At 71.9% G+C, this 25,993-nt stretch carries 20 protein-coding genes and 4 pseudogenes; 12 read left to right on the top strand and 12 right to left on the bottom strand.

Annotated features, from left to right (window positions below):
• The 7 genes and pseudogenes from Prum_RS12740 to ftsY form a co-directional block, all read right to left on the bottom strand.
• Nucleotides 1-825, bottom strand: a complete 825-nt coding sequence (locus Prum_RS12740) for an ABC transporter permease (protein ID WP_173076668.1) — start codon at nt 823-825, stop codon at nt 1-3.
• A complete protein-coding gene (locus Prum_RS12745; protein ID WP_173076670.1) occupies nt 815-1,708 on the bottom strand; it encodes an ABC transporter ATP-binding protein in 894 nt (297 codons plus the stop codon). The genes Prum_RS12740 and Prum_RS12745 overlap by 11 nt, the downstream gene beginning before the upstream one ends.
• A 133-nt stretch (nt 1,709-1,841) precedes the next feature.
• A pseudogene (locus Prum_RS12750) lies at nt 1,842-4,060 on the bottom strand ([protein-PII] uridylyltransferase).
• Complete coding sequence (locus tag Prum_RS12755) at nt 4,057-4,395, bottom strand: P-II family nitrogen regulator (protein ID WP_173041812.1); 339 nt, start codon at nt 4,393-4,395, stop codon at nt 4,057-4,059. The pseudogene Prum_RS12750 and the gene Prum_RS12755 overlap by 4 nt, the downstream one beginning before the upstream one ends.
• Before the next feature lie 25 nt (nt 4,396-4,420).
• On the bottom strand, nt 4,421-5,797 hold the full coding sequence (locus Prum_RS12760; protein ID WP_173076674.1) for an ammonium transporter: 1,377 nt from the start codon (nt 5,795-5,797) through the stop codon (nt 4,421-4,423).
• Between the two features lie 165 nt (nt 5,798-5,962).
• Entirely contained in the window at nt 5,963-6,793 is an 831-nt protein-coding gene (locus tag Prum_RS12765; protein ID WP_173076676.1) for an aminoglycoside phosphotransferase family protein, read from the bottom strand.
• A 6-nt stretch (nt 6,794-6,799) separates the two neighbouring features.
• A pseudogene (ftsY, locus tag Prum_RS12770) lies at nt 6,800-7,908 on the bottom strand (signal recognition particle-docking protein FtsY).
• A gap of 110 nt (nt 7,909-8,018) precedes the next feature.
• Here ftsY and Prum_RS12775 point away from each other — a divergent pair.
• On the top strand, nt 8,019-9,653 hold the full coding sequence (locus Prum_RS12775) for an alkaline phosphatase D family protein (RefSeq protein ID WP_173076678.1): 1,635 nt from the start codon (nt 8,019-8,021) through the stop codon (nt 9,651-9,653).
• On the opposite strand, the gene Prum_RS12780 is transcribed toward Prum_RS12775, so the two are convergent.
• Nucleotides 9,640-10,026, bottom strand: a complete 387-nt coding sequence (locus Prum_RS12780; protein WP_173076680.1) for a cellulose binding domain-containing protein — start codon at nt 10,024-10,026, stop codon at nt 9,640-9,642. The two genes, Prum_RS12775 and Prum_RS12780, sit on opposite strands and share 14 nt — an antisense overlap.
• A 340-nt stretch (nt 10,027-10,366) precedes the next feature.
• Between Prum_RS12780 and Prum_RS12785 the strand changes: the two genes are divergently transcribed.
• The 6 genes and pseudogenes from Prum_RS12785 (at nt 10,367) to Prum_RS51380 (ending at nt 16,988) form a co-directional block, all read left to right on the top strand.
• Complete coding sequence (locus Prum_RS12785; protein ID WP_246277856.1) at nt 10,367-11,227, top strand: IS4 family transposase; 861 nt, start codon at nt 10,367-10,369, stop codon at nt 11,225-11,227.
• Nucleotides 11,224-11,574 carry a hypothetical protein gene (locus Prum_RS51375; protein WP_246277857.1) on the top strand — a complete coding sequence of 117 codons (351 nt, stop codon included), beginning with the start codon at nt 11,224-11,226 and terminating at the stop codon, nt 11,572-11,574. The genes Prum_RS12785 and Prum_RS51375 overlap by 4 nt, the downstream gene beginning before the upstream one ends.
• 102 nt (nt 11,575-11,676) lie before the next feature.
• Complete coding sequence (locus Prum_RS12790; protein ID WP_173076682.1) at nt 11,677-12,876, top strand: hypothetical protein; 1,200 nt, start codon at nt 11,677-11,679, stop codon at nt 12,874-12,876.
• Nucleotides 12,801-13,286 (top strand): hypothetical protein, encoded by a 486-nt coding sequence (locus tag Prum_RS12795; protein WP_173076684.1) that lies wholly within the window; start codon nt 12,801-12,803, stop codon nt 13,284-13,286. The genes Prum_RS12790 and Prum_RS12795 overlap by 76 nt, the downstream gene beginning before the upstream one ends.
• Nucleotides 13,287-13,809: 523 nt before the next feature.
• The gene (locus Prum_RS12800) at nt 13,810-14,505 is read left to right on the top strand and encodes a hypothetical protein (protein ID WP_173076686.1); all 696 of its coding nucleotides are present in this window, start codon (nt 13,810-13,812) and stop codon (nt 14,503-14,505) included.
• A gap of 1,158 nt (nt 14,506-15,663) precedes the next feature.
• A pseudogene (locus tag Prum_RS51380) lies at nt 15,664-16,988 on the top strand (putative bifunctional diguanylate cyclase/phosphodiesterase).
• On the opposite strand, the gene Prum_RS12815 reads toward Prum_RS51380, so the two are convergent.
• The 4 genes from Prum_RS12815 to Prum_RS12830 form a co-directional block, all read right to left on the bottom strand.
• Entirely contained in the window at nt 16,964-17,515 is a 552-nt protein-coding gene (locus tag Prum_RS12815) for a hypothetical protein (protein ID WP_173076690.1), read from the bottom strand. The pseudogene Prum_RS51380 and the gene Prum_RS12815 sit on opposite strands and share 25 nt — an antisense overlap.
• A gap of 174 nt (nt 17,516-17,689) precedes the next feature.
• Complete coding sequence (locus Prum_RS12820) at nt 17,690-18,286, bottom strand: HAD family hydrolase (RefSeq protein WP_173076692.1); 597 nt, start codon at nt 18,284-18,286, stop codon at nt 17,690-17,692.
• Nucleotides 18,287-18,411: 125 nt separating this feature from the next.
• Nucleotides 18,412-21,993: a chromosome segregation protein SMC gene (gene smc / locus Prum_RS12825; RefSeq protein WP_173076694.1), complete on the bottom strand. Its 3,582-nt coding sequence runs from the start codon at nt 21,991-21,993 to the stop codon at nt 18,412-18,414.
• A 197-nt stretch (nt 21,994-22,190) separates the two neighbouring features.
• On the bottom strand, nt 22,191-22,385 hold the full coding sequence (locus Prum_RS12830) for a hypothetical protein (protein WP_173076696.1): 195 nt from the start codon (nt 22,383-22,385) through the stop codon (nt 22,191-22,193).
• A gap of 764 nt (nt 22,386-23,149) precedes the next feature.
• Between Prum_RS12830 and Prum_RS48805 the strand changes: the two are divergent.
• From Prum_RS48805 to Prum_RS12855, 5 genes and pseudogenes are all read left to right on the top strand, one after another.
• A pseudogene (locus Prum_RS48805) lies at nt 23,150-23,460 on the top strand (CAP domain-containing protein).
• A 42-nt stretch (nt 23,461-23,502) separates the two neighbouring features.
• A complete protein-coding gene (gene pelF, locus Prum_RS12840) occupies nt 23,503-24,876 on the top strand; it encodes a GT4 family glycosyltransferase PelF (protein WP_281369123.1) in 1,374 nt (457 codons plus the stop codon).
• An 8-nt stretch (nt 24,877-24,884) separates the two neighbouring features.
• The gene (locus Prum_RS12845; RefSeq protein WP_173076698.1) at nt 24,885-25,121 is read left to right on the top strand and encodes a hypothetical protein; all 237 of its coding nucleotides are present in this window, start codon (nt 24,885-24,887) and stop codon (nt 25,119-25,121) included.
• Complete coding sequence (locus Prum_RS12850; protein WP_173076700.1) at nt 25,100-25,732, top strand: hypothetical protein; 633 nt, start codon at nt 25,100-25,102, stop codon at nt 25,730-25,732. Before Prum_RS12845 ends, Prum_RS12850 begins: the two co-directional genes overlap by 22 nt.
• The gene (locus Prum_RS12855) at nt 25,732-25,950 is read left to right on the top strand and encodes a hypothetical protein (RefSeq protein WP_173076702.1); all 219 of its coding nucleotides are present in this window, start codon (nt 25,732-25,734) and stop codon (nt 25,948-25,950) included. The genes Prum_RS12850 and Prum_RS12855 overlap by 1 nt, the downstream gene beginning before the upstream one ends.
• The last annotated feature ends 43 nt before the right edge of the window (nt 25,951-25,993 follow it).

The raw sequence follows: 25,993 nt of genomic DNA on the forward strand, positions 1-25,993 counted from the left end.
CTAGATCACGTCACGGCGGCGCAGCAACAGCCCACCGAGCCCGACGAAGAGCACCAGGTACGCGGCCATGACGGCCACCGCGTGCGCGTCCCCGACCAGGACCGCCACCCCGGGCGCGTCGGCCGAGCTGCCGAGCGAGGCGGCCAGCGAGCCCGCGTTCGGGCCGGGCAGCCACTCCTGCAGCCGGTCGACCCAGTCCAGCAGGGGTGCGGCGATGCCGGTGAGCAGGTTCTGCACGGCGAGCAGCCAGACCAGGCCCAGCCCGATCGGCAGGGCCACCCCGCGCAGCCCGACCGCCAGCACCACGCCGAGCCCGGCCCACATCATCGCCATCAGCCACCCGGCGCCCACGCCGCCGAGGAGGTCGACGAACGAGGGCCAGTTCGCCGGCGCGCCCTCGGCTGCCGCGATGAACGCGCTGGTCACCGCGCCGGCCGCGAAGAGCGCCAGCACGTAGACGAGGACCGCCGCGGCGATCGCGGTGATCTTCCCGGCGTACACGGTGAGCCGGGACGGGCCCTGGGCGAGCACGGTCTTCCAGGTGCCCCAGCCGTACTCCCCGCCGACCGCGAGCACGGCCAGGATCAGCACGATCGCGCCGGCGAAGACCGGCAGGCCGCCGATCGAGTTGCCGACCAGCTGATCCGGCAGCGTCGCGGCGACGCCCCGTTCGGCGCTCGGCACGCCCTCGGAGGCGCCGTTCGCCCCGGCGTACGGGACCAGGTACGTGAAGGTCAGGCTGAGCACGATCGCGACGGCCAGCAGCAGCCAGCTCGCCGGGCGCCGTACCAGCTTGGTGATCTCGGCTCGCGTGCTACCCCACATGGGTCAGCCCTCCGTTTGTCAATTCCAGGAAGACGTCTTCGAGCTCTCGTTCGCGTACGCCCAGCTCGCTGACCGCGATGCCGGCGTGGACCAGTTCGGCGTTGATCCAGGACGCCTTCTCCGGCGTGACGTCCAGCTCCAGGCCGGCACCGTCGAGGCGTACCCGGTCCTCGCCCAGCAGCGCGCGGGCGCGCGCGGCGGCGTCCTCGATGGGGTCCGCCACCACCCGCAGCCGCGCCCCGCCGCGCAGCTCGGCAACCGTGCTCTCGGCGACCAGCCGGCCGCGGGAGACCACGCCCACCCGGTCGCAGATCTGCTGGACCTCGCCGAGCAGGTGGCTGGAGAGCAGCACGGTCGTGCCGGCCGCGCCCAGCCTGCGGATCAGCGTGCGCATGTCCGCCATGCCGGCCGGGTCCAGCCCGTTGGTGGGCTCGTCGAGGATCAGCAGGCGCGGATCCTTGAGCAGCGCGGCGGCCACGCCGAGGCGCTGCTTCATGCCCAGCGAGTACGTGGAGTAGCGGTCCTTGGCCCGGCTCACCAGGTCGACCAGCTCCAGCACGGTGTCGATCCGCCCCGGCGCGCACCCCGCGTAGCGGGCCAGCACGCGCAGGTTGTCCCGCCCGGACAGGTACGGATAGAAGCCCGGCCCCTCGATCAGCGCGCCGACCTCTTCCAGGTGCCCCGGCCCCTTGCCGAAGAGGCGGATGGTGCCCGAGGTCGGGCGGACCAGCCCGAGCAGCATGCGCAGCGTGGTCGTCTTGCCCGCCCCGTTCGGCCCGAGGAAGCCGTAGATCTCACCGCCGTGCACGGTGAGCGAGATCCCGTCCACGGCGACGAGCTCCCCGTACCGCTTGGTAAGAAGATGCGTCTCAACAGGAAACATGCCCTTGAGCCTGCCCCCGCACCCCCTGGCTACATCCCCCTCAAAGCGGCTCCCCGTGTACGCGCGCTGACGTACGTGTTAGGAAGGGTCCCCTCCTATGCAAAATGCGATAACAGGGTGCCCTTCCTTGCACCTAGCCGGCGGCGGCCAGGACGGCGGCTTCGACCTTTTCGCGTTCGGTTTCGTCGGCCCAGGTGCCGACCAGGTAGAACGCGTCCACCACGTCGCCGCCCAGCGTGGAGATCCGCGCCGCGCGTACCTGGGCGCCGGCCTCGTCCAGCGCGGACGTCACCCGGTACAGCAGGCCCGGGGCGTCGGCCGCGCGCAGTTCGACGACCACCGCGTCCGTGGCCGCCTCCCGGTGCCACACGACCCTCGGCGCCGCGTGGCTGCCGCCCGGCCGCGCGGCGAGTGCCCGCCCGCGCAGCCGCTGCGTCACCGACACGTCGCCGGACACCGCCCGGCGCAGGTCGTTGGCCAGCGCCACCGCGTCGGGCGGGGTGCCGTAGCGCGGCTGCACCCGAAACTCCACCAGCGCCCGGCCGTCCACCGTGGACGCGTCCGCGGTCAGCACCTCCAGCCGGTGCAGCGCCAGACAACCGGCCACCGCCGCGAGCAGCCCGCGCCGGTCCGCCGCGGCCACCGCCACTCGCTCTCCATCCAGGTGTACGACGGGTAGGGGCCCCGCCACCAGCGACGGATCGGGCTTCGGCGGGTCGGGCAGCGCGCCGGTGTCGAGCGCGGTGTGCACCCGGCGGACCAGCTCGGCGATGAGCCGGCCCTTCCAGTCGGACCAGGCGGCCGGGCCGGTGGCCTGGGCGTCGGCGCGGGCCAGGCCGTGCAGCAGGCTCAGCGTGGTGGTGTCGCCGACGGCGGCGGCCACGCCGCGGATGGTGACCGGGTCGGACAGGTCGCGGCGGGTGGCGACGTCGGGCAGCAGCAGGTGCAGCCGGACGAGCTTTTCGATGACGGCGACGTCTTCGGCGGGCAGGCCGATGCGCTGAGCCACCGCCGCGGCGATCGGCGCGCCCACCAGGCTGTGGTCGCCGGGCAGCCCCTTGCCCACGTCGTGCAGGAAGGCACCCAGCAGCAGCAGGTCCGGCCGTCCGACCTCGCGGGTGTGCGCGGTCGCCTCGTACGCCGCCTGCACCAGGTGCCGGTCGAGCGTGAAGCGGTGCACCGCGTTGTGCTGCGGCAGGCTGCGCATCCGGGTCCACTCGGGCAGCCAGCCGTCGACCAGGCCGTACCGGTCGCAGGTCTCCCAGGTCGGCACCAGCCCGAGGCCGGCGCCGAGCAGCGTGACCAGGGCGTCGCGGGCGGCGGCCGGCCACGGCGACGGCAGCGGCGGGCTGTACGCGGCGAGCCACTCGCAGGTGGCCCGCGCGATCGGCAGTTGGGTGACGGCCGCGGCGGCGGCGACCCGCAGCGACAGGCTCGGGTCGGGGCGGGCGCCGATCGCGGTACGCGCCAGGACCAGCTCGCCGTCCTGCTCCACGACGTCGCGGGCGACCGGGCGGCGCTGCGGCTTGCCGTCCGACCCGCGTGCGCGGCGGCCGGAGCGGAGGCGGTCGGCCGTACGCCAGCCGTCGTCGAGGGCGTGGGTGATGGTGCGGGCGTCGCTGGCCACCCGGCGCAGCAGCGTGTCGCCGTCGTCGAGGTCGAGCATGCTGGCCACGGCCGCGCGCTCCTGGGCCACGAGGCGGTCGACCCGCCGGCCGACGGTGGCGTGCAGGGCGTCGCGGGTGTCCAGCAGCCGCAGGTGGGCCGCGCGTACGGCCGGGCGCATCGTGTCGGCCAGCCCGGCCTGCGCGATGGCCCGCAGGATGCCGACGTCGCGCAGGCCGCCGGCCGCCTCCTTCAGGTCGCCCTCCAGGAGGAAGGCCAGCTCGCCGTGCGCCTTCCAGCGGCTCAGGGTGATCTCCCGCAGCCGCGCCAGCTGGCGTACGGCGGTGCGCCGCCACTGCTCGGCGGCGGCCTCCACGAGCTGGCTGGACAGGTCGCGGTCGCCGGCCACGTGCCGGGCGTCGAGCAGGCTGAGGGAGACCTTCACGTCGTCGTGGGCGACGGAGAGCGCCTCCGGGATCGTGCGAACCGAGTGGTCGAGGCCGATGCGGGTGTCCCAGACCGGGTACCAGATCGACGACGCGAGCTCCTCGATGCCGGGCACGCCGGTGTGCAGCAGGATCAGGTCGAGGTCGCTGTGCGGGCGCACTGGAGCCGGCCGAGCCCGCCGAACGCGACCAGGGCCACGCCCGGTGGCCACTGCGGCACCAGCGAGGACAGCCACATGTCAAGCGCCGCCGCACGCTCCACGCGTGCGGCGGCACCGACATTCTTCGTGATCTCTATCAGAGCGCGTCCAGGCCGCGCTCGCCGGTGCGGACCCGGACGACGTCTTCCACCGCCGTAACCCACACCTTGCCGTCACCGATCTTTCCGGTACGCGCCGCCGTGACGACCGCGTCGACGACCTTCTCGACGTCGATCTCGTCGGTCAGCACCTCGACCCGGATCTTCGGAAGGAACTCCACTGTGTACTCGGCACCCCGGTACACCTCGGTGTGGCCCTTCTGGCGCCCGTACCCCTGCACCTCGCTCACGGTGAGGCCGGCGACGCCGAGGGCGTGCAGAGCCTCCTTTACCGCGTCGAGCTGGTACGGCTTGATGACCGCGGTCACCAGCTTCATGCTCAATCCCTCCATCGGTCTGAGGTTAACCGGCGACCTTCTCGCTGGCCGGCGCCGTAGCCGGCGCCGCACTGTTGCTGGACGGGGCGATGCCCGCCTGCGCGAACGCGCTACCCGTCGTCGGCGAGAGGTCGTAGCCGCTCTCCGCGTGCTCCGCGACGTCGATGCCCTCGACCTCGGCCTCGGCCGTGGTACGCAGACCGATCGTGAACTTGATCGCGAGGGCGATCAGCGCGGCCACCCCGAACGAGTAGACCGAGACGATGCCGCTCGCGGCCGCCTGCCGCAGCAGCTGGGTCACCCCGCCGCCGTAGAACAGTCCCTCGCCCGCGCCGTTGAAGCTGGCGGGGTCGTTCAGCAGCGAGTTGATCTGGAGCGTGCCGAAGAAGCCGATCGACAGCGAGCCGATCCAACCGCCGACGAAGTGGACGCCGACCACGTCGAGCGAGTCGTCGAAGCCGAACCGGTACTTCAGGCTGACCGCCAGGGCGCAGACCGCACCGGCGATCAGACCGATGATCACCGCGGCCCACGGGGCGACGAAGCCACACGCCGGGGTGATCGCGACCAGGCCGGCGACGGCGCCGGACGAGGCACCCACCAGGGTCGGCTTGCCGTCCCGGATCCACTCGATGATGATCCAGCCCATCAGGGCGGCGGCCGTGGCGACCTGGGTGTTGACGAAGGCCACCGCGGTCAGCGAGTCGGCGGTGAGCTCCGAGCCGGCGTTGAAGCCGAACCAGCCGAACCACAGCAGGCCGGCGCCGAGCGCCACCATCGGCACGTTGTGCGGCTTGAAGCTCTCCCTCGGCCAGCCGATGCGCTTGCCCAGCACCAGAATGAGGCCGAGGGCGGCCGCACCGGCGTTGATGTGCACGGCGGTACCACCGGCGAAGTCCAGCGCCTGGATCTTGGTGTTGATGAAGCCGACGCCCCAGATCCAGTGCGCGACCGGGATGTAGACCAGCGTGAACCAGCCGAATGCGAAGAGCAGCCAGCCGGCGAACTTCATCCGGTCGGATACCGCACCACTGATCAGGGCGACCGTGATGATGGCGAACATCATCTGGAACGCCAGGAAGACGTACGTGGGGATGCCGATGGGCTGGCCGCCGAAGAGCCAGATCTCGGCCATGAAGTTCTTGTTGCCCGTGTACGTGCTGAAGCTGCCGATGATGTTCTGCAGGCCGGCGTTGCTGTTGGTGCCGAACGCCAGTGAGAAGCCGTAGAGAATCCAAAGTACGGAGATGAGCCCGATGGCGCTGAAGCTCATCATCATCATGTTGAGTACGCCCTTGGACCGGTTGAGGCCCCCATAGAACAGGGCCAGACCCGGCGTCATGAGCAGCACGAGTGCAGACGACAGAAGTAGCCAGGCAGTTTGCCCGGGGTCGACCTCCACGCTGCCTCCTCTCGGTTGGTATGCCTCCCTCCGGCTGAAAACTGGGCAGCGTTGCCCCACGCCGGTTGCGCGGAAGCTTCCAAGGTCGCTGTTTCGCGCAGAGTGCCTGCTCGGTTTCCGCCAGGTGACGCTTTGTTTCGGACGTGTGAAGAAAGGCTCATTACCTCAGCGCAGGGCGTACTCAAGAGTGTGGCGCTCGTAGTCCAAGAGCCGCAAGTCTCGCATAGGCCGCCGAAGGTGACCTTTATGTACAATGCGGACAAAAGCCGGATCTCCGGCAGCGGCCATCCGGCGGATCCCCTCGACGTGATCCACGATCCGCTTCCGGATGGTGCGCACCAGGCGGTGCCGGTCCCGCGGGATCAGGCCGTACGCGTCGGCGAACAGCCGCAGCCGCCGCGGCCGGTTGGGGCGCTTCCAGCCCAGGGTGTACGAGTCCCGGTCGGAGAAGAGCGGCACCCAGGTCCACGCCGCGTACGCCACGTCGTAGATGCGCGCGCCCGGCGAGGCGAGGTCGAAGTCGATCAGTGCCAGGGTGCCGTCCGGCCGCCAGATCACGTTGTGCGGCGCGGCGTCGTGGTGACAGATCACCTCGGTGTCCGGCGGTGGCGGGCCGAACGAGCGCCAGACCGCGCCCGCGGGCGGGTTGAAGCCGTACTGCGCGTCGTGGAACATCCGCAGCATCGTGGCCACGGTCACCAGGGCCTCGTCGGTGACCCAGTGCGGGGCGAGCGGGTACTCGCCGCACTCACCCTCCAGATAGGAGAGGACCTCGCGGTTGCGTTCGTCCATGCCGAGGGCCCGCGGCGAGCCGGTGAACCCGACGTACTCCAGATGGCGCAACAACGCATGTACTGACGGGGTCCACGGGCCGGCATTGCGCCGCACCGTGTCCCCCACCCGCACCACGGTGCTGACGTTCCCGCCGCGGAGCGGGATCTCTTGCGAAGTCACGTACGGTCTCCCGAGGCGCGGCGCCTGATCGCGGTAAGTCACCCGAGGTTACGCGTCCGTGCCAAGCAACGCGTCCACGAATTGTTTCGGGTCGAACGGCGCGAGGTCGTCCGGGCCCTCGCCCAGGCCGACCAGCTTGACGGGGATGCCCAGCTTGCGCTGTACGGCGATGACGATGCCACCCTTGGCGGTCCCGTCCAGCTTGGTGAGCACGACGCCGGTGACGTCCACCACTTCGGTGAAGACCCGCGCCTGCTCCAGGCCGTTCTGCCCGGTGGTGGCGTCGAGCACGAGCAGCGTCTCGTCGACCGGCCCGTGCTTCTCCACCACCCGCTTGACCTTGCCGAGCTCGTCCATGAGGCCGACCTTGTTCTGCAGCCGGCCGGCGGTGTCGACCAGGACCGTGTCGACCCCGGTCTCGACGCCGCGGCGCACCGCGTCGAACGCCACGCTCGCCGGGTCGGCCCCCTCCGGCCCGCGTACGACCTCGGCGCCCACCCGGCCGGCCCAGGTGGCGAGCTGGTCGGCGGCGGCGGCCCGGAACGTGTCGGCCGCGCCGAGCAGCACGGTGTGCCCGTCGGCCACCAGGACCCGGGCGATCTTGCCGCAGGTGGTGGTCTTGCCGGAGCCGTTGACCCCGACGACCAGCACCACGGTGGGCTTGCCGTCGGTCTTGAGCGACCGGTCCAGGTCCGGTTCGAGCGCCGCGACCAGCTCGTCGGTCAGCAGCCCGCGCAGCTCGTCGGGGCTGCGGGTGCCGAGCACCCGGGTCCGCTCGCGCAGCCGTTCGACGATCTCGCGGGTCGCCTCGACGCCGACGTCGGCGCTGATCAGGCTCTCTTCGACCTCGTCCCAGGCGTCGTCGTCGAGCCGGTCCCGGGCGAGCAGGCCGAGCAGGCTCTTGCCGAAGACGTTCTGCGAGCGGGACAGCCGGGCGCGCAGCCGGACGAGACGCCCGGCGGTCGGCTCGGGCGTCTCCAGCGGCACCGCCTCGGCGGTCGGGGCCTCGGGCTCGATCCCGACCGGCGCCTCCACCGACGGCAGAGGTGGCGGCGGCGGTGGCAGCTCGGCCCGGCGGCGCAGGCGGGCACCACGAGCCCCACACCACCGAGTACGAGCACGCCCAGCAGAACGAGAGCGAGGACGAGGTACTCCATGCGGAAATCCTGACAGATGCCCGCCGCGAGGACACGGCGAGCCCTGATGGCTGGCGCACAGGCTCACCCGGTAGAGAGGATGGTCACGATTCAACGCCGGGAGGTCGTCCTTGTCCGCTCAGCTCCTCATCGGCCCGGTACTGCGCCGGGTCGTCGGCACCCGCGCGACCATCTGGGTGGAGACCAGCGCGCCGGCCGCCGTGCGCGTCCTGGCCGGGGGCGGTGGCGGGCAGGCCACCACCTTCTCCGCGTACGGCCACCACTACGCCCTGGTCGTCGTGGAGGGGCTCGAACCGGGGGCGGAAACGCCGTACGAGGTCCTCATCGACGACGAGCTCGTCTGGCCCGAGCCGGACTCGCCGTACCCGATCAGCGTGATCCGCACCCGCGAGCGCGAGGATGCCGACCAGCCGGTGCGGCTGGTCTTCGGCTCGTGCCGGGAGACCACCCAGCACGCGACGCATCGCAAGCTGCCGCCGGACGCCCTGGACGCGTACGCCCGGCGGATGATGGTCGGCGACGAGCCGGCGCCGGACCTGCTGGTCCTGCTCGGCGACCAGGTGTACGCGGACATCCCGTCGCCCGCCGTGAAGCGCTTCCTGAAAAAGAGCCGGGCCCACGACCACGACGGGCCCGAGCATGAGGTCGTCACGTACGAGGAGTACACGAAGCTGTACCTGGAGTCGTGGCGTGACCCGGAGATCCGCTGGCTCTTCGCCACCGTGCCGAGCGTCATGATCTTCGACGACCACGAGATCATCGACGACTGGAACTCGTCCGCGTCGTGGCGCGCGGAGGTACGCGAGCAGCCGTGGTGGCCGGAGCGGATCGCCAGCGGCCTCGCCTCGTACTGGGTCTACCAGCACCTGGGCAACCTCGACCCGGACCAGATCGCCGCCGACCCGGTCTACCAGAAGGTGCTGGCCGCGGCCGGCGACGCCACCGAGGTGCTGCGCGAGTTCGGCTCGGCCGTCGACAAGGAGGCGGACGGTGCCCCCGGGTACCAGTGGAGCTACGCGCTCGACCTGGGCCGCACCCGCGTCGTCGTGCTGGACAACCGGTGCAGCCGGGTGCTCGACCCGCAAACCCGGGCGATGCTGCCGCCGGGCGAGTGGGCGTGGTTCGCCGACCAGGCCCGCGGCGCGTACGACCACCTGGTGGTCGGCTCGTCGCTGCCCTGGCTGCTGCCGCCCGGCATCCACCACCTGGAGACCTGGAACGAGCGGCTGGCCGAGTCGGACCGTCCCCGCGTGGCCGGCTTCGCCGAGCGGCAGCGCCGCGCGTTCGACCTGGAGCACTGGGCCGCGTTCCGGCGCTCGTTCGACGGGCTCGCCGACCTGTTCGCCGAGGTCGCCACCGCGGACCGGGCCTCGGTCAGCGTGCTGTCCGGCGACGTGCACCACTCGTACGTCGCCCGCGCCCGCTTCCGCCGGCCGGTCGCCGCACCGGTGTACCAGCTCACCTGCTCACCGGTGCACAACCAGATCCAGGCGTTCATGCGGCCGGTGCTGCGCGTCGGCTGGTGGCGCGGCGCGGCGGCCGCGGCCCGCCTGCTGGCGCGCGCGGCTCGGGTCGCGCCCCCGGCGGTGCGGTGGCGCAAGCTGGCCGGCCCCTACTTCGGCAACGCCGTCGGCACCCTCGTGCACGAGTCCCGGAGCGCCCGGGTGGTGATCGAGGGCACCACGACCGCCGGCGACCTGCGCACCGTGGCCGCCGTCGAGCTGACCCCGCCTACGAGCAGGTGACCACGGGGAGGGCGGGCATGGTGCCGGACCCCAGGTACCCGAAGTTATGGCTCTGACCCGGCTGCAGCACCCCGCTGGGGTACGGCGGCGGGTAGATCCAGACCGTGGACCCGACGTACTGGAAGGTCGCGTTCCAGCCCTGGACGATGTAGCCCGGCGGTGGCACCGCGACGCTGGCCCGCCACGTGACCGGCCGGATAGAGATGTTGCGCACGGTGACGGCCACCGAGTATCCGTTCGACCACTGGGCCGGAACCGTGACCGTGACGTCACAGAGGCCGTCGGGCGTGGGGGTCGCCCGAGCCGGCGCCGCGACCGCGAACATGCAGAAAAGCGCAGCTAGGAGGGCCGAGATCCGCATCCGGTAACTCATGGTGCAACGATCCGACACTGAGAGACATCCGTCAATCTTTGGTCTTCACAAGAACTAGATCCAATGCGCTCAGTTAAGGTCTGGCCGGGCGTTGTGATGGGCCGGGGTAGACGGGCAGCGAGGCTCCGGTAGACATGGCTGTCCTCACAAGACGGTCATGATCTGTAGGGAGCCTCGCTGTCCACGTATTTGTCACCCGCCGGATGATCAGGTCGCTGCGGGTGTGTTCGCCCAGGGCACGTTGGGGAGTTGACGCAGCATGTGCCGTTCGAGATGGTCGATGCCGCGTTGGCGGAGGCCGGTCTGGTAAGTCCCGTGTGCGTGAGGTACCAGCCCGGTTGTGGTCTACCTGCTGTTAGCCGGCGCGTTGTCGCCGAGGTGGCTACCGGCAGTCTGGGACAAGCTGGTAGCGGCCCTGGACGGTGTGCCGGTGGCGAACCCGACCTCGGGTGTGCTGGCCCAGGCCCGCCAACGCATGGGACCGGCTCCTTTGCGGGCCTTGTTCGACCTGGTGCGGGGACCGGGTCCGGCGCCGCGTACCCGTGGGCGGTGGTGGCGAGGGCTGCTGGTCTGCGCTATAGACGGGACCAGCGCGGCTGTCCCGGCCAGCGCGGCGAATCTGGCCGAGTACACCCCGCATCGCTGCAACCATGGCGGGTCGGGCTATCCGAAGCTGCGGCTGCTGGTGTTGGTGTGCTGCGGAACCCGGACCGTCATCGACGCGATCTTCGGGCCCACCGGGGTGGGGGAGATGCCCTACGCCAAACGGTTGGTGGCCAGCCTGCGTCCGTCGATGGTCGTGCTGTTGGACCGGGCCTTTGGGGCGGCGGACCTGATCGAGGCGATCGCGCAGGCCAGGGCATACCTGGTGGTGCGGGTCAAGGACAACCGGAAACTGCCGGTGATACAGCGGCTGCCGGACGGCTCATACCTATCGGTGATCGGCCAACTGCGGGTCCGCGTGGTGGAGTGTCAAATCCACGTGCAGACCACGGCCGGGCGTGCCACGACCATGTACCGCCTCGTCACCACGCTGATTGAGCACCACCACTATCCGGCGTTCGACCTGGTCCGGCTCTACCACGAACGGTGGGAGGTCGAAACAGCGTTCCTGGAACTGAAATCGACGATCCTGGGCGGGCGGGTACTACGAGCCAGGACCCCGGCCGGGTCCGCCAGGAGGTCTACGCCCTGCTGGTGACCTACCAGGCCATCCGCCTGGCCATGGCCGACGCCACCGACACCCAGCCCGACCTTGACCCCGACCGGGCCTGCTTCACTACCGCCTTGAGCGCGGCGCGTGACCTGGTCGTGCAGGCGGCGAACGCCATCACCGGCGCGGTGATCGACCTGGTCGGCGCGATCGGCCGGCGAGTCCTAGCCAACCTCATGCCCGAGCGTCGGACCAGGCGCGCCCGCGGATCGTCAACGAGCGATCTCCAAGTACAACGCCAAAGGCCCAACATCGACCGGAAGACCTACCAGGCCACGATCAGCATCGACATCCTCGTGCCCAGAGCCTTGACGACGCCACACACGCTTAACTGAGCGGCATTGGAACTAGATCAAAATCTAATTCACGACAATCAACCTTGGCAGATGCTGAATCCGTCATGAGAGGTGAAGGACCTTTCACGTACGGAGGCTGGATTGTCAACGCACACAGCGACGCTGCTGGAACGGCGGGTATACCGGGCCAGCGGCCGGTTGCGCCTCCTCTCCGAGCACGGATCGGACCTCGCCGTCCAGCTCGAACGCGCGGCCGACCTGCCGCTGCGGGAGTACCTCCGGTCGCTCGTGCCCGGCCCGGAGGCGTGGCCGAACGTGCACCGGATGCGCCTGGTCCGGGCGGTCGAGGGATACCTGGTCCGGCATGGCGACCACGACGTCGACGCGGTGTGTGACCACCTCCTGCACACGCCGGTGATCCAGCAGGCCGACCACTCGAACCTGCTGCTCGACCACGAGACGTTCCTGAACAACTACCTGTTCCACCTCGCCTCCCGCGAGGCCGGCGTACGGGTGGCCGTGACCAACCAGTGCTCGACGGTGAGCTGCCTCGCCCGCCGTACGCCGGTGCTCGGTCCGACGTTCCTGCGCAGCCGCGCCTCCCTGTACAGCGTGCTGCCGATGTCCAAGACCGCCCTGAAGAACTCCTCGTTCTGTGGGATCCCGGGGCCGGTCACCATGACGTTCGACTTCATGGAGGGCAACCACCCGGACGTCGCGACCGACCCCGTGTTCGCGCGGCTGGCCGGCCACACGGCCCCGGACGGGCCGACCGCGTACCGCCAGGCCAACGACATGATCTGGCGCGACCTGGCCGTCGACCACGGCGTACGGCGGGTCTCGATCGACGAGTCCGTGGTGTCCGAGTGCGTCGCCCTGCACCTGGCCGACCCGGACGGCCCGGTCTACCGGCTGCTCTTCGACCCGCAGGTGCGCGACGCGTTCCTGCGGGCCAAGCGGCGGCTCGTGGCGGACCCGTCCAACCTGACGGTCAACCGGGCCGCCCCGGACTTCGTGTGGCTGCGCAAGGGGCCCCGCCTGCACCAGGTCGAGCTGGTGGGCACCGGGCCGGATGCGCAGTGGATCGTGGAGACCAACGGCGCGCCGCTGCCCGTGCCGTTCGAGCCGGCCGCGGTGATCGAGGCGCTCCGCACCGGCGTCCTGTACGCCGACCGCGTGCTCGCGTACCTCGTACGCTGCCTGCTGCCCGGGTGGTCGCCGTGGGCGGGACCAGCCAGCAGGACTACGTCCGGCTGTACCGGCGCATGCTGGTCGAGGCCCACGAGGAGGTGCCGTTCCTCAGCCAGGCGGACCTCAACCGGGTACGCCGTCCCGACCTGAGCGTGGTGGGCGGCCGGCCCCTGCTGGAGCTGACCGGTGAGGCGTTCGACTACGTACGGCACCTGGGCCCGGCCACCCGCCTGTCCGAGCTGGAGGAGACGTACCTCGACCGCCCCGTCGGCGAGACCATCGGCGACCTCCGCTGCGCCGCCTACCTAGAACGCTCCCTCCCCACCCCCCACTCACCTAACCCCCCGCCGCTCCCCGCCGCTTCGGTCGCCGCGCCGATCAAGGACTTCCGCGTCGATCAAGGGCATATGGCCGTGGTTCGATCTCTTTTCCACGACCGTTTGCCCTTGATCGACGGCAAAGTCCTTGATCGGCGCAGGGAGCGGGCAGGAGGCGGGCGGCGCGCGGCGCGCGGCGCCCGCCGTCGGGGACCCCTGTTGGGGTCGCCTCGACTTTGGTGACTGTGTCGAGAAAAATGCCCGCCCAGGGGCAACTGTTCGCCACGGCCGTGGCGTAGGTCCGCCCGGCCGTCGAACACACCACCGACCAGGTATGCGGACCGAGATCTAGCGGCCGGTTATGTCGGATACATCCGGGTGCAGGCCCAGCCCGCCCTAACCAAGTCGAGGCCGGCGGGTAGATCTAGACGAGTTATGGCTGACATCGAGCCCTAACTCGTCTAGATCTACCCGCCTCGTCGCAGCCCCGACATCCGCACCGGCTGATCTCTTTGCTGGAGTGAACTTGGTGGGGCACAACCGGATCGATCTAGGAAGAATCGTGGGTATAAATCAGACGCGATACCCACGATTCTTCCTAGATCGACGCCAGCATGCCGTGATCATGAAGTTAGCGGTGGGGAGAGCGCCTGCCCTGACGCTAACTTCATGATCACCACGACAGTCGGGCTACCGCCCGCGCCACGCCAGGCGAGCCCGCAGCAGGGCGGCGGGCAGGACGCCGAGCGGGCTACGATCGGCGGCTGTGGATGAGTTGCGGCGCGACGCGGCGGCGTTGGCGGCGCGGGTCGCGGGCAGCCTGGCGGGCGCCGCCCACAGTGGACACGACGCGTCCGGGGCGGTCCGGATCGACCTCGACCGCGCCGGCCGGGTGACCGCGGTCCACGTCGCCGCCTCTTGGCGCACGGCACTACCCGCCGACCGGCTCGGCGCGGCCGTGGTCGAGGCATTCTCGGACGCCGCGACCCGTCGCCTGGCCGCCTGGGCGGAGGCGGCCACCGCACCCACACCCCGGGCCGCCTGGGCGGAGGCGGCCACCGCACCCCGGGCCACACGGGCGGAGGCGGCAACCGCGCCTACACCGCCGCCGGCCGGTGCATTACCGGCGGTGAGCGGGCCGGCCGGCCTCGCCCATCCGGGGGAACTGCTCGCGCTCCTGGACGAGGTGGCGGCCTTCGTCGCCGCGCCGCCCACCCAGGAGGCCATCGGTCGGAGCGCCCACGCGACCGTCACCGTACGTAGTGGGGATGTCGTCGCGGTGGACGTCGACCCGCGCTGGCTGGCCCGAGCCGAGTGCGCCGAGGTCGCCGCCGAGCTGCTCCGGGCCCTGAACACGGCGTACCGGATGCTGGCGGAGCTGGCCGCCGGCGCCGACGGACTGCTCCGGCGGCTGGGCCTGGACCCGCCGGCCGATAACGGACAGTCACAGGAGCAACGATGACCCCATCCGTCAACGGATCGTTGGTTTGATCGGACACTGGCCGATTTCCTGAGAAAGTTTTCCGGCGGCGCGCGTGTAGCGCTTGATACTGTGTGCGCTGTTGATCAGCCCGTGGCGCAGTGCTGGCAGGGGGCGATACCGATACAGGAGCCGGCCACGCCAAGGGATGGCAGAGCCTCTGGGGTGGCGTCCGCCCTTTTCGTCGCCGCTGGCGTAGCCGCGAGCGTACTCTACGTGGCCAGGTCATCGACCGTGATCGCCGCCATCGCCTTCGCCGCCGTGGCGTTCGGCGCGGTCGCCGCGGCGCTGAGCGCGCCGTGGCTGCACCGGGCGCGACCGCGGCACCCCTGGTACCTGTTGGGCGCGGCGGGCTCGACGTTCGTGGTGGGGGCGCTGATCCGGCCCTGGTCGTCGGAGCGTACGGGCTGGGCCGCGCTGCTGAGCGACGCGTTCACCGTGCCGGGCTACCTGTTCATGTTTCTGTCGCTGGCCGGGCTGCTCCTCGCGCGCGGGAGCATGCAACGCCACGCGGTGATCGACGGGCTGATCGTGTGTGTGGGCGCCGGGCTGGCGTCGGCGCTGCTGCTGGCGATGCCCGCCGCCGCGATCGACGACCGGCCGGCGGTGGTGTCCGTCCTGGCTGGGCTGTATCCGCTCTTCGACGTCGTGCTGGTGCTGCTGCTGGCGAACCTGGCGTTCACGACGGTCGGGCTGCGCCCCAGTTACGTGCTGCTCCTGTGCGGCATCCTCGCGCTGCTGGTCGGCGACCTGGCGTACGCGATCATCGGGGTGTCCGGCCAGCTCACCGGCACGCCGCTGCTCGACCTGCCGTTCCTCGTCTCGTGCACGATGATCGGTGCGGCCGCGCTGCACCCGTCGGTGGCCGACCTGGGGCGCGCGTCGGTGATGAGGGTCCAGGCGTGGTCGTGGCGGCGGCTGCTGCTGATCGTGCCGGCGCTGGTCGTGCCGTTCGTCCTCACCGCGGTGGTGACCGAAGGACCCCTGGCCGCGCGCGTGGTGGTGGCCGTGGGCGGCACCGCGATGGTGGCGCTGCTGATCACCCGGGCGGTGTCCGCGGTCCAGGACTACGCCGCCGCTCAGCTCAAGTCCGAGCACCAGGCCACGCACGACCCGCTGACCGGGCTGCCCAACCGCCTCATGCTGGCCCGGGAGATCAGCCGGCTGCTGGCGACCGCGCCGCCGAGCAACTCGTCCTCGGCCGGCGAGCCCGCGGTCTGGGTGCTCTTCCTCGACCTGGACGGCTTCAAGCTGGTCAACGACTCGTGGGGCCACGAGGCCGGCGACCAGCTGCTGATCGAGGTGGCCACCCGGCTGCGCGCGACCGTCCCGCGGCCGGCCATGGTGGCGCGGGTCGGCGGCGACGAGTTCGTCGTGGCGCGGGTCGGCAGCCGCCACGACACGGTCGCGCTGGTCGAGCGGATCATGGAACGGCTGAGCGCCCCGGTGCAGGTGAGCAGCGCCGAAGTGGTGATCACCCCGTCGATCGGCGTGGTCGGGGCGCCGGCCGGGATGGCGCCGGTGGCCGCCGTCGCCGCGGTGACCGCGGAGGCGCTGATGCGCGACGCCGACACCGCGATGTACCGGGCGAAGTCGGACGGGCGCGGCCGGTGGACCGAGTTCGACGCGTCGATGCACGAACGCGTCCGCGACCGGGTCGAGATCGAGCTGGCCCTGCGCCACGCCCTGGCCACCGGGCAGCTCCGGCTGGCGTTCCAGCCGATCGTGGAGCTGAGCACCGGCCGGCTGGTGGGCGCGGAGTCCCTGATCCGGTGGACGCATCCCAGCCGGGGCACGGTCTCGCCGGCCGTGTTCATCCCGATCGCGGAGGACAGCGGGCTCATCTCGGCGATCGGCAAGTGGGTGCTGGACGAGACCCTGCGTCAGGTCTCCGCGTGGCGGGAGGAAGACCTGATCTCCGCCGACTTCTGGGTCTCGGTGAACGTCTCCCCCGCCAGCTCCGCGACGCCTCCCTGCCGACGCAGGTCGCCGAGGCGCTCGAACGCTGGAAGGTGCCGACCGGCGCGGTCGTCCTGGAGATCACCGAGTCGGTGATGATCGACGCGTCCAGCGTGACCGACCAGGTGCTCTTCGACCTCCGCCGGCTCGGCGTGAAGATCGTCGTCGACGACTTCGGCACCGGGTTCTCGGCCCTCGGGTACCTGCGCCGGCACCCGGTGACCGGGGTGAAGATCGACCGGTCGTTCGTCGACGGGCTCGGCACCGACGACGAAGACGAGGAGATCGTCCGGGCGGTCGTGGCGATGAGCACCGCACTAAAGCTCACCATCGTCGCCGAGGGCGTCGAGTCGCCGGCCCAGCAGGACGTGCTCGCCGCGCTCGGGGTGACGGTGGGTCAGGGGCACCTGTGGAGCGCCCCCGTCCCGGCGGACCAGTTCACCGAGCGCTGGCTGGCCCTCGCGGTCATCCCCGACGGTGGTCAGGACGCCGCGGGCAGCTCATAGCACCAGTACGCCTGGGTGTCGGCCCGGTGGCTCTGTACGGCGTCCAGCTGCGCGAGCACGGCGTGGATCGCCTGCGGCAGGTGGTACGTCTCCTCGTTGCGGCGGCAGAAGTCCAGCCCGACCACGCTCGGCGGGTGCTGGGCGATGAATTTGTGCATCGCCTCGATGATCAGCTCGAAGATGCCGCTGCCGCGGTAGTCGGGGTGGATGGCGTTGAAGCCGACGTACCAGATCCGGCGCTCGGCGTAGTGCTCCGGCCACCGGTGCCGGAAGTAGTCCGGTGAGATCAGGTGCATCGTGTCGAGGTCGTTCGTGATCGTCGCCAGCGCGGCAAGCCGGTCCGGCCCCGGGTCCACGACGAGATACTTGTCCACCCGCCCGTCGGCCATCTGCTCGTCGAACTCCTGCCGCAGCATCACATGCCGCTGGACGGCCACCACCCGCAGTTCGTCGAACGCCTCGCTGTACAGGCGCCACGCATCCTGCAGCAACACCGCCGGCAAGACCTTGTGGGTCTCGATCCGCATGCCGCCCTCCCCGGTCAGGACACGAGTGAGCCCTCATGCGAAGGACCCACCCAATATCAAAAATAACCGAGTGGCATTCATCTTCTTACGGCGGCTGAAGGAAGGACAAAAGTGACGGCGCGCTCACTATGCGTGCAGGCGTACCACGGCGGCACTCAATCGCGGCGAGGTCGGCTACGCGAAGGCCGCACGCAGGTACGGCAGGTCCGCCGACCCGTTCCACCGGTACGCGGGCAACCTGGCAACCCTGGCACCCCGCACAAAACGGTCGGAGTCGTCGATCAGGAGCACCCGATCCGGCGGCGTACGCAGCGCCAGGCACGCGGCGGCGAAGTACTCGGCGGACGGCTTGGCGGTCCCCAGCACCGATGAGTTGATCACGTGGTCGACCTCGCCCACCAGGCCCAACGTGGCGAGGTCCGCGTCCAGCCGGTCGGTGGCGTTCGTGGCCAGCCCCACCGGCACGCCGGCGGCGCGCACGTCCCGTACGAAGGCCAGGACGTCGGGATCCACCTCGCCGGGGTACGCGGACCACTCCGCGACCGCCTCGTCGGCCCCGCCCAGCGCGGCGGCCACCGAGGCCATCCACTCGGCGTGGGTGATCCGCCCGGTGACCGCGGCCTGCAGGCGGGACCACTCCATCGCGGTCTTCAGGATCACGCCGGCGGGCAGCCCGTGCTTGCGCTCGACCGCCTCGGACACGTCCGGATCCCACCGCCGCAGTACGCCGTCCATGTCCACCAGCAGCGCGGTCGGCTTCGTCCGCGGCACTTAGTGCCTGTCCAGGGAATCTTGGCCGGGCTGCGCCGGACCCAGACGCCGCCTGGCGGCGTCGCGGGCTTGGCCAGCCGACGCCTGGGCCTCGGCTCGCTCCGACCAGATCCCCTGGACAGGCATTAAGCATCCTCGGTGTTCGACAGGCGCTGGCTGATCACCTCGGTGACACCGTTGCGCATGGTCACGCCGTACAGGGCGTCGGCGACCTCCATCGTGCGCTTCTGGTGCGTGATGATGATCAGCTGGCTCTTTTCGCGCAGCTGGGCCATCAGGGTGATCAGGCGGCCCAGGTTGACGTCGTCGAGCGCGGCCTCCACCTCGTCCATGATGTAGAACGGGCTGGGCCGGGCCCGGAAGATCGCCACCAGCATCGCGACCGCGGTCAGCGAGCGCTCGCCGCCGGACAGCAGCGACAGCCGCTTGATCTTCTTGCCGGGCGGCCGGGCCTCGACCTCGACGCCGGTGGTGAGCAGGTCTTCCGGGTCGGTGAGGACGAGCCGTCCCTCGCCGCCGGGAAAGAGCACGGTGAACACCTTCTCGAACTCCCGGGCGGTGTCCTCGTACGCGCTGGCGAAGACCTCCAGGATCCGGTCATCCACGTCCTTGACCACGGTGAGCAGGTCCCGCCGGGTCGCCTTGAGGTCTTCGAGCTGGTCGGAGAGGAACTTGAACCGCTCCTCCAGCGCCGCGAACTCCTCCAGCGCCAGCGGGTTGACCTTGCCGAGCAGGGTCAGCTCGCGCTCGGCCTTGGCGGCCCGCTTCTCCTGCGTGGGCCGGTGGTACGCCGCCGGCTCGGGCTCCGGCTTGTCCGCGGCCGCTGCGGCCGCCACCTCGGCCTGGGTCGGCGGCACGGGCTGCTGCGGGCCGTACTCGGCGACCAGCGTCTCCACGTCCAGCGCGAAGTCCTCGGCCGCCTTGATCTCCAGCTGCTCGATGCGCATGCGCTGCTCGGCGCGCGCCACCTCGTCGCGGTGCACCTCGCTGGTCAGCCGCTCCAGGTCGGCCCCGAGGCGCTTGGCGGCACCGCGTACCTCGGAGAGCTCCGCCTCACGCGCGGACCGGGACTGGGCGATCTCGTCGCGGGTGCGCACGGCGCTGGCCAGCGACACCGCGACCCGGGCGAGCGCCTCGCGGGCGCCGACCTCGACGGCGCGGGCGATCGTGGCGCCGCGGGCACGGGCGGCCCGGCGGGCGGCGGCGCGCTCGCGGGCGGCGCGCTCGGCGGCGGCCTGGCGGGCCAGCGAGTCGGCCCGGCCGGCGATCGAGGCGACCCGCTCCTCGGCGGTGCGGACCGCGAGGCGTACCTCCATCTCGTTCTGCCGGGCCTGCGGGACCGCGGCGGCGAGCTGGTCGCGCTCGTCGGTGTCCGGGTCGTCGTCGATCGCGGTGTCCTCGGCCAGCCGGAGCCGCTCCTCCAGGTCGTCGAGGGCGGTCAGGTCGCGCTCGCGGGCCTCCTCGGCCTTGGCCCGGGACGCGGCCAGCCGCTCGGTCTCGGCCTTGGCGGAGCGGGCCGCGGCGCCCAGCTCGGCGAGGCGCCGGGCGGCGGCGTTGCGGTGGCTCTCGGCCTCCTTCTTGGCGGCGGCGGCGACCGCGACGACTTCCTTGTGGGCGGACACCTCGGCGCGCGCCTGGGTCAGCTCCTCCCGGGCGTCGGCCATGACGTCCTCGGCCTCGGCCCGCCGCGCCCGGGCCTCCTCGACCGCGGCCTGGACCTCGATGTAGCTGGGCGCCGCGCCGGAACCGCCGGCCGCCGCGTAGGCGCCGACCACGTCGCCGTCGGGGGTGACCGCGCGCAGCTCGGGGTTCGCGGCCACCAGCCGTCCCGCGGCGGCAAGATCCGGCACGAGTACGACGTCGCGCAGCGCCCGGTGCACCGCGGGACGGATCCGTTCGGGGCAGCTGACGATGTCCGGCGCCCACTTCGCCCCGTCGGGCAGGGCCGGACGGAGCGCGTCCAGCGGCCCGATCATGCCGGGCCCTTCGACACCGCCCACCAGCAGGCTGGCCCGCCCGGCATCCTGGATCTTGAGGAACCGCATCGCCTCGGTGGCCTCGTCGACGCCGGCGACCGCGACCGCGTCCGCGAGGCCGCCCAGCGCCGCCGCCAGGGCCGCCTCGTGGCCGGGCGCCACGGTGAGCATCCCGGCGAGGCTGCCCAGCAGGCCGGGCACTTGGTCGGCCTTGGCCAGCAGCGCGCCCGCGCCGTCCTTGCGGCGCAGGCCCATCGCGAGGGCCTCCTCGCGCGCCTTCCAGGTGGCCGCTTCCTTCTCGGCCATGCGCTCGGCGTCGTTCAGGGCCCGCACCCGGGCGGCCGCCTCCTCGTGCGTCGCCATCGCCTCGGCGTGCTGGGCGTCGAGGTCGGCGTTGTCCCGGTCGGCCTCGGTGGACAGTGCCGCGACGGCGTCCACATCGGCCTGCGCCTTGTCGGCCCGGCCCTGGGCGTCGGTGTGCGCGGTGGCGAGCCGGGAGATCTCCTCGGCCGCGCTGGTCGTACGGGCCCGGGCGGCGTTGACCTGCCCGGTCAGCTTGGCCAGGCCCTCGCGCCGGTCGGCGATCGCCTTGGCGGCCGCGCGCAGGGCCCGCTCCGCGTCGGCGAGCTGGCGTTCGAGCTCCTGGCGGCGCTCCACGGCCTCGGCGAGGTGCTCCTGGTCCGCCTTCAGCGCGGAGCGCAGGTCGTCTTCCTGGGCCCGGACCTTTTCCGCCTCGGCGGCCAGCTGCTCGGGGTCCCGGCCGGGCCGCTCGTCGTCGGGCGTGGCCGACAGGTGCCGCAGCCGCTCGCTGGCGAGCTGCTCGGTCGAGCGGAACCGCTCCTGCAGCGCGGACAGCTTGTACCAGGTGTCCTGGGCCGCGGCGAGCAGCGGCGCGTCCTCGGCGAGGGCCGCCTCCAGCTCGGACAGTCGCCGCTCGACCTCGCCGTGCTGGTGCTCGACCAGCTCGCGCCGCTCGCGCAGGGCGGTCTCGTCGGCGATCTCCTTGTCCAGTGTGGAGCGCAGCGTGGCGAGGTCGTCGGCCAGCAGCCGGAGCCGGGCGTCGCGCAGGTCGGCCTGGATGCCGGCGGCCCGGCGGGCCACCTCGGCCTGCTTGCCCAGCGGCTTGAGCTGGCGGCGCAGCTCGGCGGTCAGGTCGGTGAGCCGGTTGAGGTTGGCCTGCATCGCGTCGAGCTTGCGCAGCGCCTTTTCCTTGCGCTTGCGGTGCTTGAGGACGCCGGCCGCCTCCTCGATGAACGCGCGCCGGTCCTCCGGCTTGGCGTGCAGGACGGCGTCGAGCTGCCCCTGCCCGACGATCACGTGCATCTCCCGGCCGATGCCGGAGTCGGACAGCAGCTCCTGGATGTCGAGCAGCCGGCACGAGTTGCCGTTGATCTCGTATTCGCTCTCGCCCGACCGGAACATCCGCCGCGTGATCGACACCTCGGTGTAGTCGATCGGCAGGGCGCCGTCGGTGTTGTCGATGGTGAGCGTGACCTCGGCGCGGCCCAGCGGCGCGCGGCCGGCCGTACCGGCGAAGATCACGTCTTCCATCTTGCCGCCGCGCAGCGCCTTCGCGCCCTGCTCGCCCAGCACCCAGGCGATCGCGTCGACGACGTTGGACTTGCCGGAACCGTTCGGCCCCACCACGCAGGTGATGCCGGGCTCCAGCCGTAACGTCGTCGCGGAGGCGAAGGACTTGAAACCCTTCACCGTCAGGCTCTTTAAATGCACGTCTTCCGATCCACTCCCGGGGTACTTTCTCCAGGCAGGGTAACCCGGTTCCCGCAGGTCCACCGGGTACGCCGCGCACCGCGGCCGGCCCTAGCACAAAAAGCTGCGCGCCGCCACGTATGTGTCGGCGCGCGATTGGTGCGGTGCGATTGAGATGTCAGGCCGTGGGCGCCAGGGTGACCCGACGCCCTCGCGGGTTAGGTCAAGGCCGGTTCCGGAAGCCGCAGCAGATCTCCTGCTTCGGCGGCCGCTGCCTCGAGCCGATCGTTCTCGGCGCGAAGCCGGGTGACCTCAAACTCCAGTGCCTGAACCCTGGCACGCAGTCGGGTGACCTCGTCGAGCAGACGCCGATCGGGCGCCCCACCAACGTGGCCGTAGAGGGCCTTCGCCATATCGTCTCCTTGTAATGCGCTGCCGGAGTGGCCGGCCAACGCGCGCCCAGTTATCTTCGCGACTTTCAGCCCACGGGCACGCGTGGGCATGAATGGGCGCGACTGGCGACGTCCCTATACTCCGCCGATCGTCGCCTTTCGTCAAGTTGGTCGGGCCTAGATCACTCCCTCCAGCATCGCCGATCCCCCTGACCACATCCTTGGCTTGGGCTTAGATCTTCCTTAGGCGGATTGCCCGAGCCGGTACGCGCCCGTACCGTCCGCTTCGGCCCATCCCCGACTGGACCGGAGGCAGACGCGTGCCCACGGACCCCGACGCACCGCCGCGACACGCTGGGCGCCACCGGCAGGCCGGTCGCCTGCCCGGCCCGCTCGGCCTGGCGGTGGCCGTCGCCGTCCTGCTGCTCGCGTTCGGCGCCGGAGCCACGGTGCTGCGGCCAAGCCTGGCAGGCGGCGCGCCCGGCGCCGACCGGAACGCCAGCACCACCGGGACCTCGGGCGGCACCGGCGGCTTCGGCACCAACCTCGCCGCTACGGCGTCGCCCGAGGTTTCCCCCACCTCGGCCACCCCGAGCCCCACCGCGAAGGCCACCCCCACCCGCAAGGCCAACACGACGCCCAAGCGCACGCCCAGCCGAACGCCGTCGAAGTCCACCGGGACCGGGAGCAGCGGCTCCGGCTCGTCCGCCCAGTCCGCCGACGAGAACAAGGTCGTCGAGATCACCAACCAGGAGCGCGCGGCGGCCGGCTGTGGCAAGGTCACGGTGAACGCCAAGCTCGCCAGCGCCGCCCGGCTGCACAGCCAGGACCAGGCCGAACACAACAACATGTCGCACACCGGCAGCGACGGCAGCTCCCCTGGGACCGGGCCGGCCGCGCCGGCTACGACAATGCCATCGGCGAGAACGTGGCCATGGGGTACCGCACCCCCGCCGCGGTCATGGACGGCTGGATGAACAGCGACGGCCACCGTGCCAACATCCTCAACTGCGATGCGAAGGCCATCGGCGTCGGTCTGGCGTACGCGAGCGACGGCAGTCCCTACTGGACGCAGATGTTCGGGTCTGTCGCCTAGCTGACAACCGACCCGCCAGGGTTCGACCTCGATCGTTGCGCCCTGCATGCGGGTCGCGCTCATCACCGACGACACCTACCCGTACGTCCCGGCGGCGTCGGCGACTGGTGCCACCGGCTGCTGCACGGGCTCGACCGGCACGCCTTCGAGGTCGTGGCGCTCCACGCGGGCCGGCGCGAACCCGCGTACACGGTCCCGGCCGGCACGCCCACGCACCCGGTCCCGGAGCGGCCGCCGGCGCCGGCCGGCCGGGCGGCCCGTAACCGGCACCGCCGGGCCGCGACCGCCGCCGCCGTGCTGCTCTGCCGCGGCGTCCTCGCCGGCGGCGACCAGGGCGCGACGCTCTTCGCCGAGGGCCTGCGCCGCCTCGCCGAGCTGGCCCGTGGCGGCACGATTCCGATGTACGGCGTACCCCTCGCCGATGTGCTCCTCGACGCCTGGCAGGCGGCTCGCGGGGCGGTCGCCACCGAGCCGCCGTTGCCGCGGCTGTCCGTCCGGGACGCACGCACCGCCGCCGAGCTGCTGGAGTACGCGGTGCGCCCGCTCGCCGTACGGCTGCCGGCCGTGGACCTGGCGCACGCCGTGTCGGCCGGGCGGCCGCTGCTGGTCGCCCTGGCCGCGCAGTGGCAGGCGGGGACGCCGTTCCTGCTCACCGAGCACGGTACGTACCTGCGCACCGATTCCGGGCCCTTCATGCTGCGCTTCTACCGCGCGCTCGCCCGGCTCGGGTACGCCGAGGCCGCGCTCGTCGCCACGGCGAGCCGCTTCCACCAGCGCTGGCAGCTGCGCAACGGCGCCGACCCCGCCAAGATCGTCGTGGTGCCGGGCGGCGTGGAGCCGCTGCGGTACGCGCCGCTGGAGACCGAGCCGCCCTCGCCGACCGTGGTCTGGGTCGGCAACATCGCGCCGCACAAGGACCTGCACACGCTGATCCGCGCCTTCCGCCGGATCCGCGAGGCGGTGCCGCACGCCGGACTGCGGCTGGTCGGGCCGGCCACCGACGCCGGGTACGCGCAGACCTGCCGCCGCCTCGTCGACCGGCTGCGCCTGGGCGGCACGGTCGAATTCGCCGGGCCGGCGCCGACCAGCCGCCACGCGTACGCCACCGGGCAGGTGGCCGCGCTGTCGAGCGTCGCCGAGGGGACACCGGACACCCTGATCGAGGCCATGCTGTGCGCCCGCCCGACGGTCAGTACGGACGTGGGCGCGGTCGCCGAGGCGGTGGGCGACACCGGGCTGGTCGTCCCCCCGGCCGACCCGGTCGCGTTCGCCACCGCGTGCGTGGAGCTGCTGGCCGACCCGGTCCGCCGCCGCGAGCTGGGCGGCGCCGGCCGAGCCCGCGCCCTGCGGCACTTCACCGTGGACCCGATGCGACGCGCGTACGACCACCTCTACCGGGACGCGGTGGCCTCATGATGGCGTCGGTGGATGACCTGGCCGCGCGGTTCGCCCGGGTGGTGGACCTCGACGAGCTGGTGGCCGCGCTGGAGGCGGCCGGCATCAACGACCGCGCGGCGGCGCTGCGGTACGGCGTGCCCGACGTGTTCGCGCTCGGCGAGGCGGTGCTCGCCCGCCTGCACCAGCCGCCGGCGCACCCCCACGGCCGGCGCGGCGCCTCCGGCCGTGGCCGCTCCTGCTGGTGCCGGTGCTGGGGGCGCTGATCGTCGCGGGGCACCTCGACCGGGTCGGCTGGGCGCTGCCCGCCGGCGCGCTGCTGCTCGCCTGGGTGGCCGGCCGCGGACGCCACTGGCTGGGGACCGCCCTGGCGGCGCTCCCGCAGGCCGCCGCGGCGGTGCTCGTCTGGCGAGCCGCTCCTGCCGCGGCGGTGCTCGTGCTGGGCGTACCCCTGATTGTCCTTTTTGTGCGTTGGTACGCGGCGCGGGCCGCGACGGCGGCGGACACGCACGACGATGCCCGAGCGTTCCGGCGCGAGGTGCGTGACCTGGCGACAGTGACCCTGGGGGCGCTGGCGCCGCCGCTCGTGGCCGGTGTGGCACTGGGCGGGGCGGCGTATCGGCTGCCGTACCGGCTGTCCGGGCATCCGGAGGCGCGGGCCCTGGTGCTCGGCCTGGCGGCGGGGCTGCTGCTGTGCGGGGTGCTGGCGCTGACCGCGCTGCTGATCGCGCGGGGGCGGCCGGTGGTGGCGGCCGCGGTGGCGCTGGGCGCGGCGCTGTCCGCCGTGTCGCCGGTGCTGGTGGTGGGGCTCGCGGTGACCTACCTGGTGGGCTTGATCCCGGCCGTGCACGCCGTCGTCGACCCCGACCGCTACTGATGGACCGGCTGGTCCGGGTGGACCTCGAGTGGGGCGAGCGGCCCCTCGCCGACGTGCTCGACGAGCTGGAACGCCTGGCTGCGGCGGCGCCCGGCGGCGTACTCCTCGACCGGGTGCCGGACGGCGCGTGGGCGGCGGGCGCGGTAGCCCTGGCGGTGCGGGTAGCGCGGCGCTCCGGCTTCACCCCCGTGCTGGTGCAAGGAAGGGCACCCTGTTAACGCTTTCTGCATAGCAAGGGCCCCCTGCTAACAGCTGTTAACA

The organism is Phytohabitans rumicis (assembly GCF_011764445.1).
Classification (GTDB): Bacteria; Actinomycetota; Actinomycetes; order Mycobacteriales; family Micromonosporaceae; genus Phytohabitans; species Phytohabitans rumicis.

Bases quoted from the DNA above. Each gene is read 5' to 3' on its own strand.
- Prum_RS12740 (WP_173076668.1), bottom strand. From the start codon at position 825: ATGTGGGGTAGCACGCGAGCCGAGATCACCAAGCTGGTACGGCGCCCG.
- Prum_RS12745 (WP_173076670.1), bottom strand. From the start codon at position 1,708: ATGTTTCCTGTTGAGACGCATCTTCTTACCAAGCGGTACGGGGAGCTC.
- Prum_RS12755 (WP_173041812.1), bottom strand. From the start codon at position 4,395: ATGAAGCTGGTGACCGCGGTCATCAAGCCGTACCAGCTCGACGCGGTA.
- Prum_RS12780 (WP_173076680.1), bottom strand. From the start codon at position 10,026: ATGAGTTACCGGATGCGGATCTCGGCCCTCCTAGCTGCGCTTTTCTGC.
- Prum_RS12795 (WP_173076684.1), top strand. From the start codon at position 12,801: ATGCTGGTCGAGGCCCACGAGGAGGTGCCGTTCCTCAGCCAGGCGGAC.
- Prum_RS12815 (WP_173076690.1), bottom strand. From the start codon at position 17,515: ATGCGGATCGAGACCCACAAGGTCTTGCCGGCGGTGTTGCTGCAGGAT.
- Prum_RS12830 (WP_173076696.1), bottom strand. From the start codon at position 22,385: ATGGCGAAGGCCCTCTACGGCCACGTTGGTGGGGCGCCCGATCGGCGT.
- Prum_RS12855 (WP_173076702.1), top strand. From the start codon at position 25,732: ATGGACCGGCTGGTCCGGGTGGACCTCGAGTGGGGCGAGCGGCCCCTC.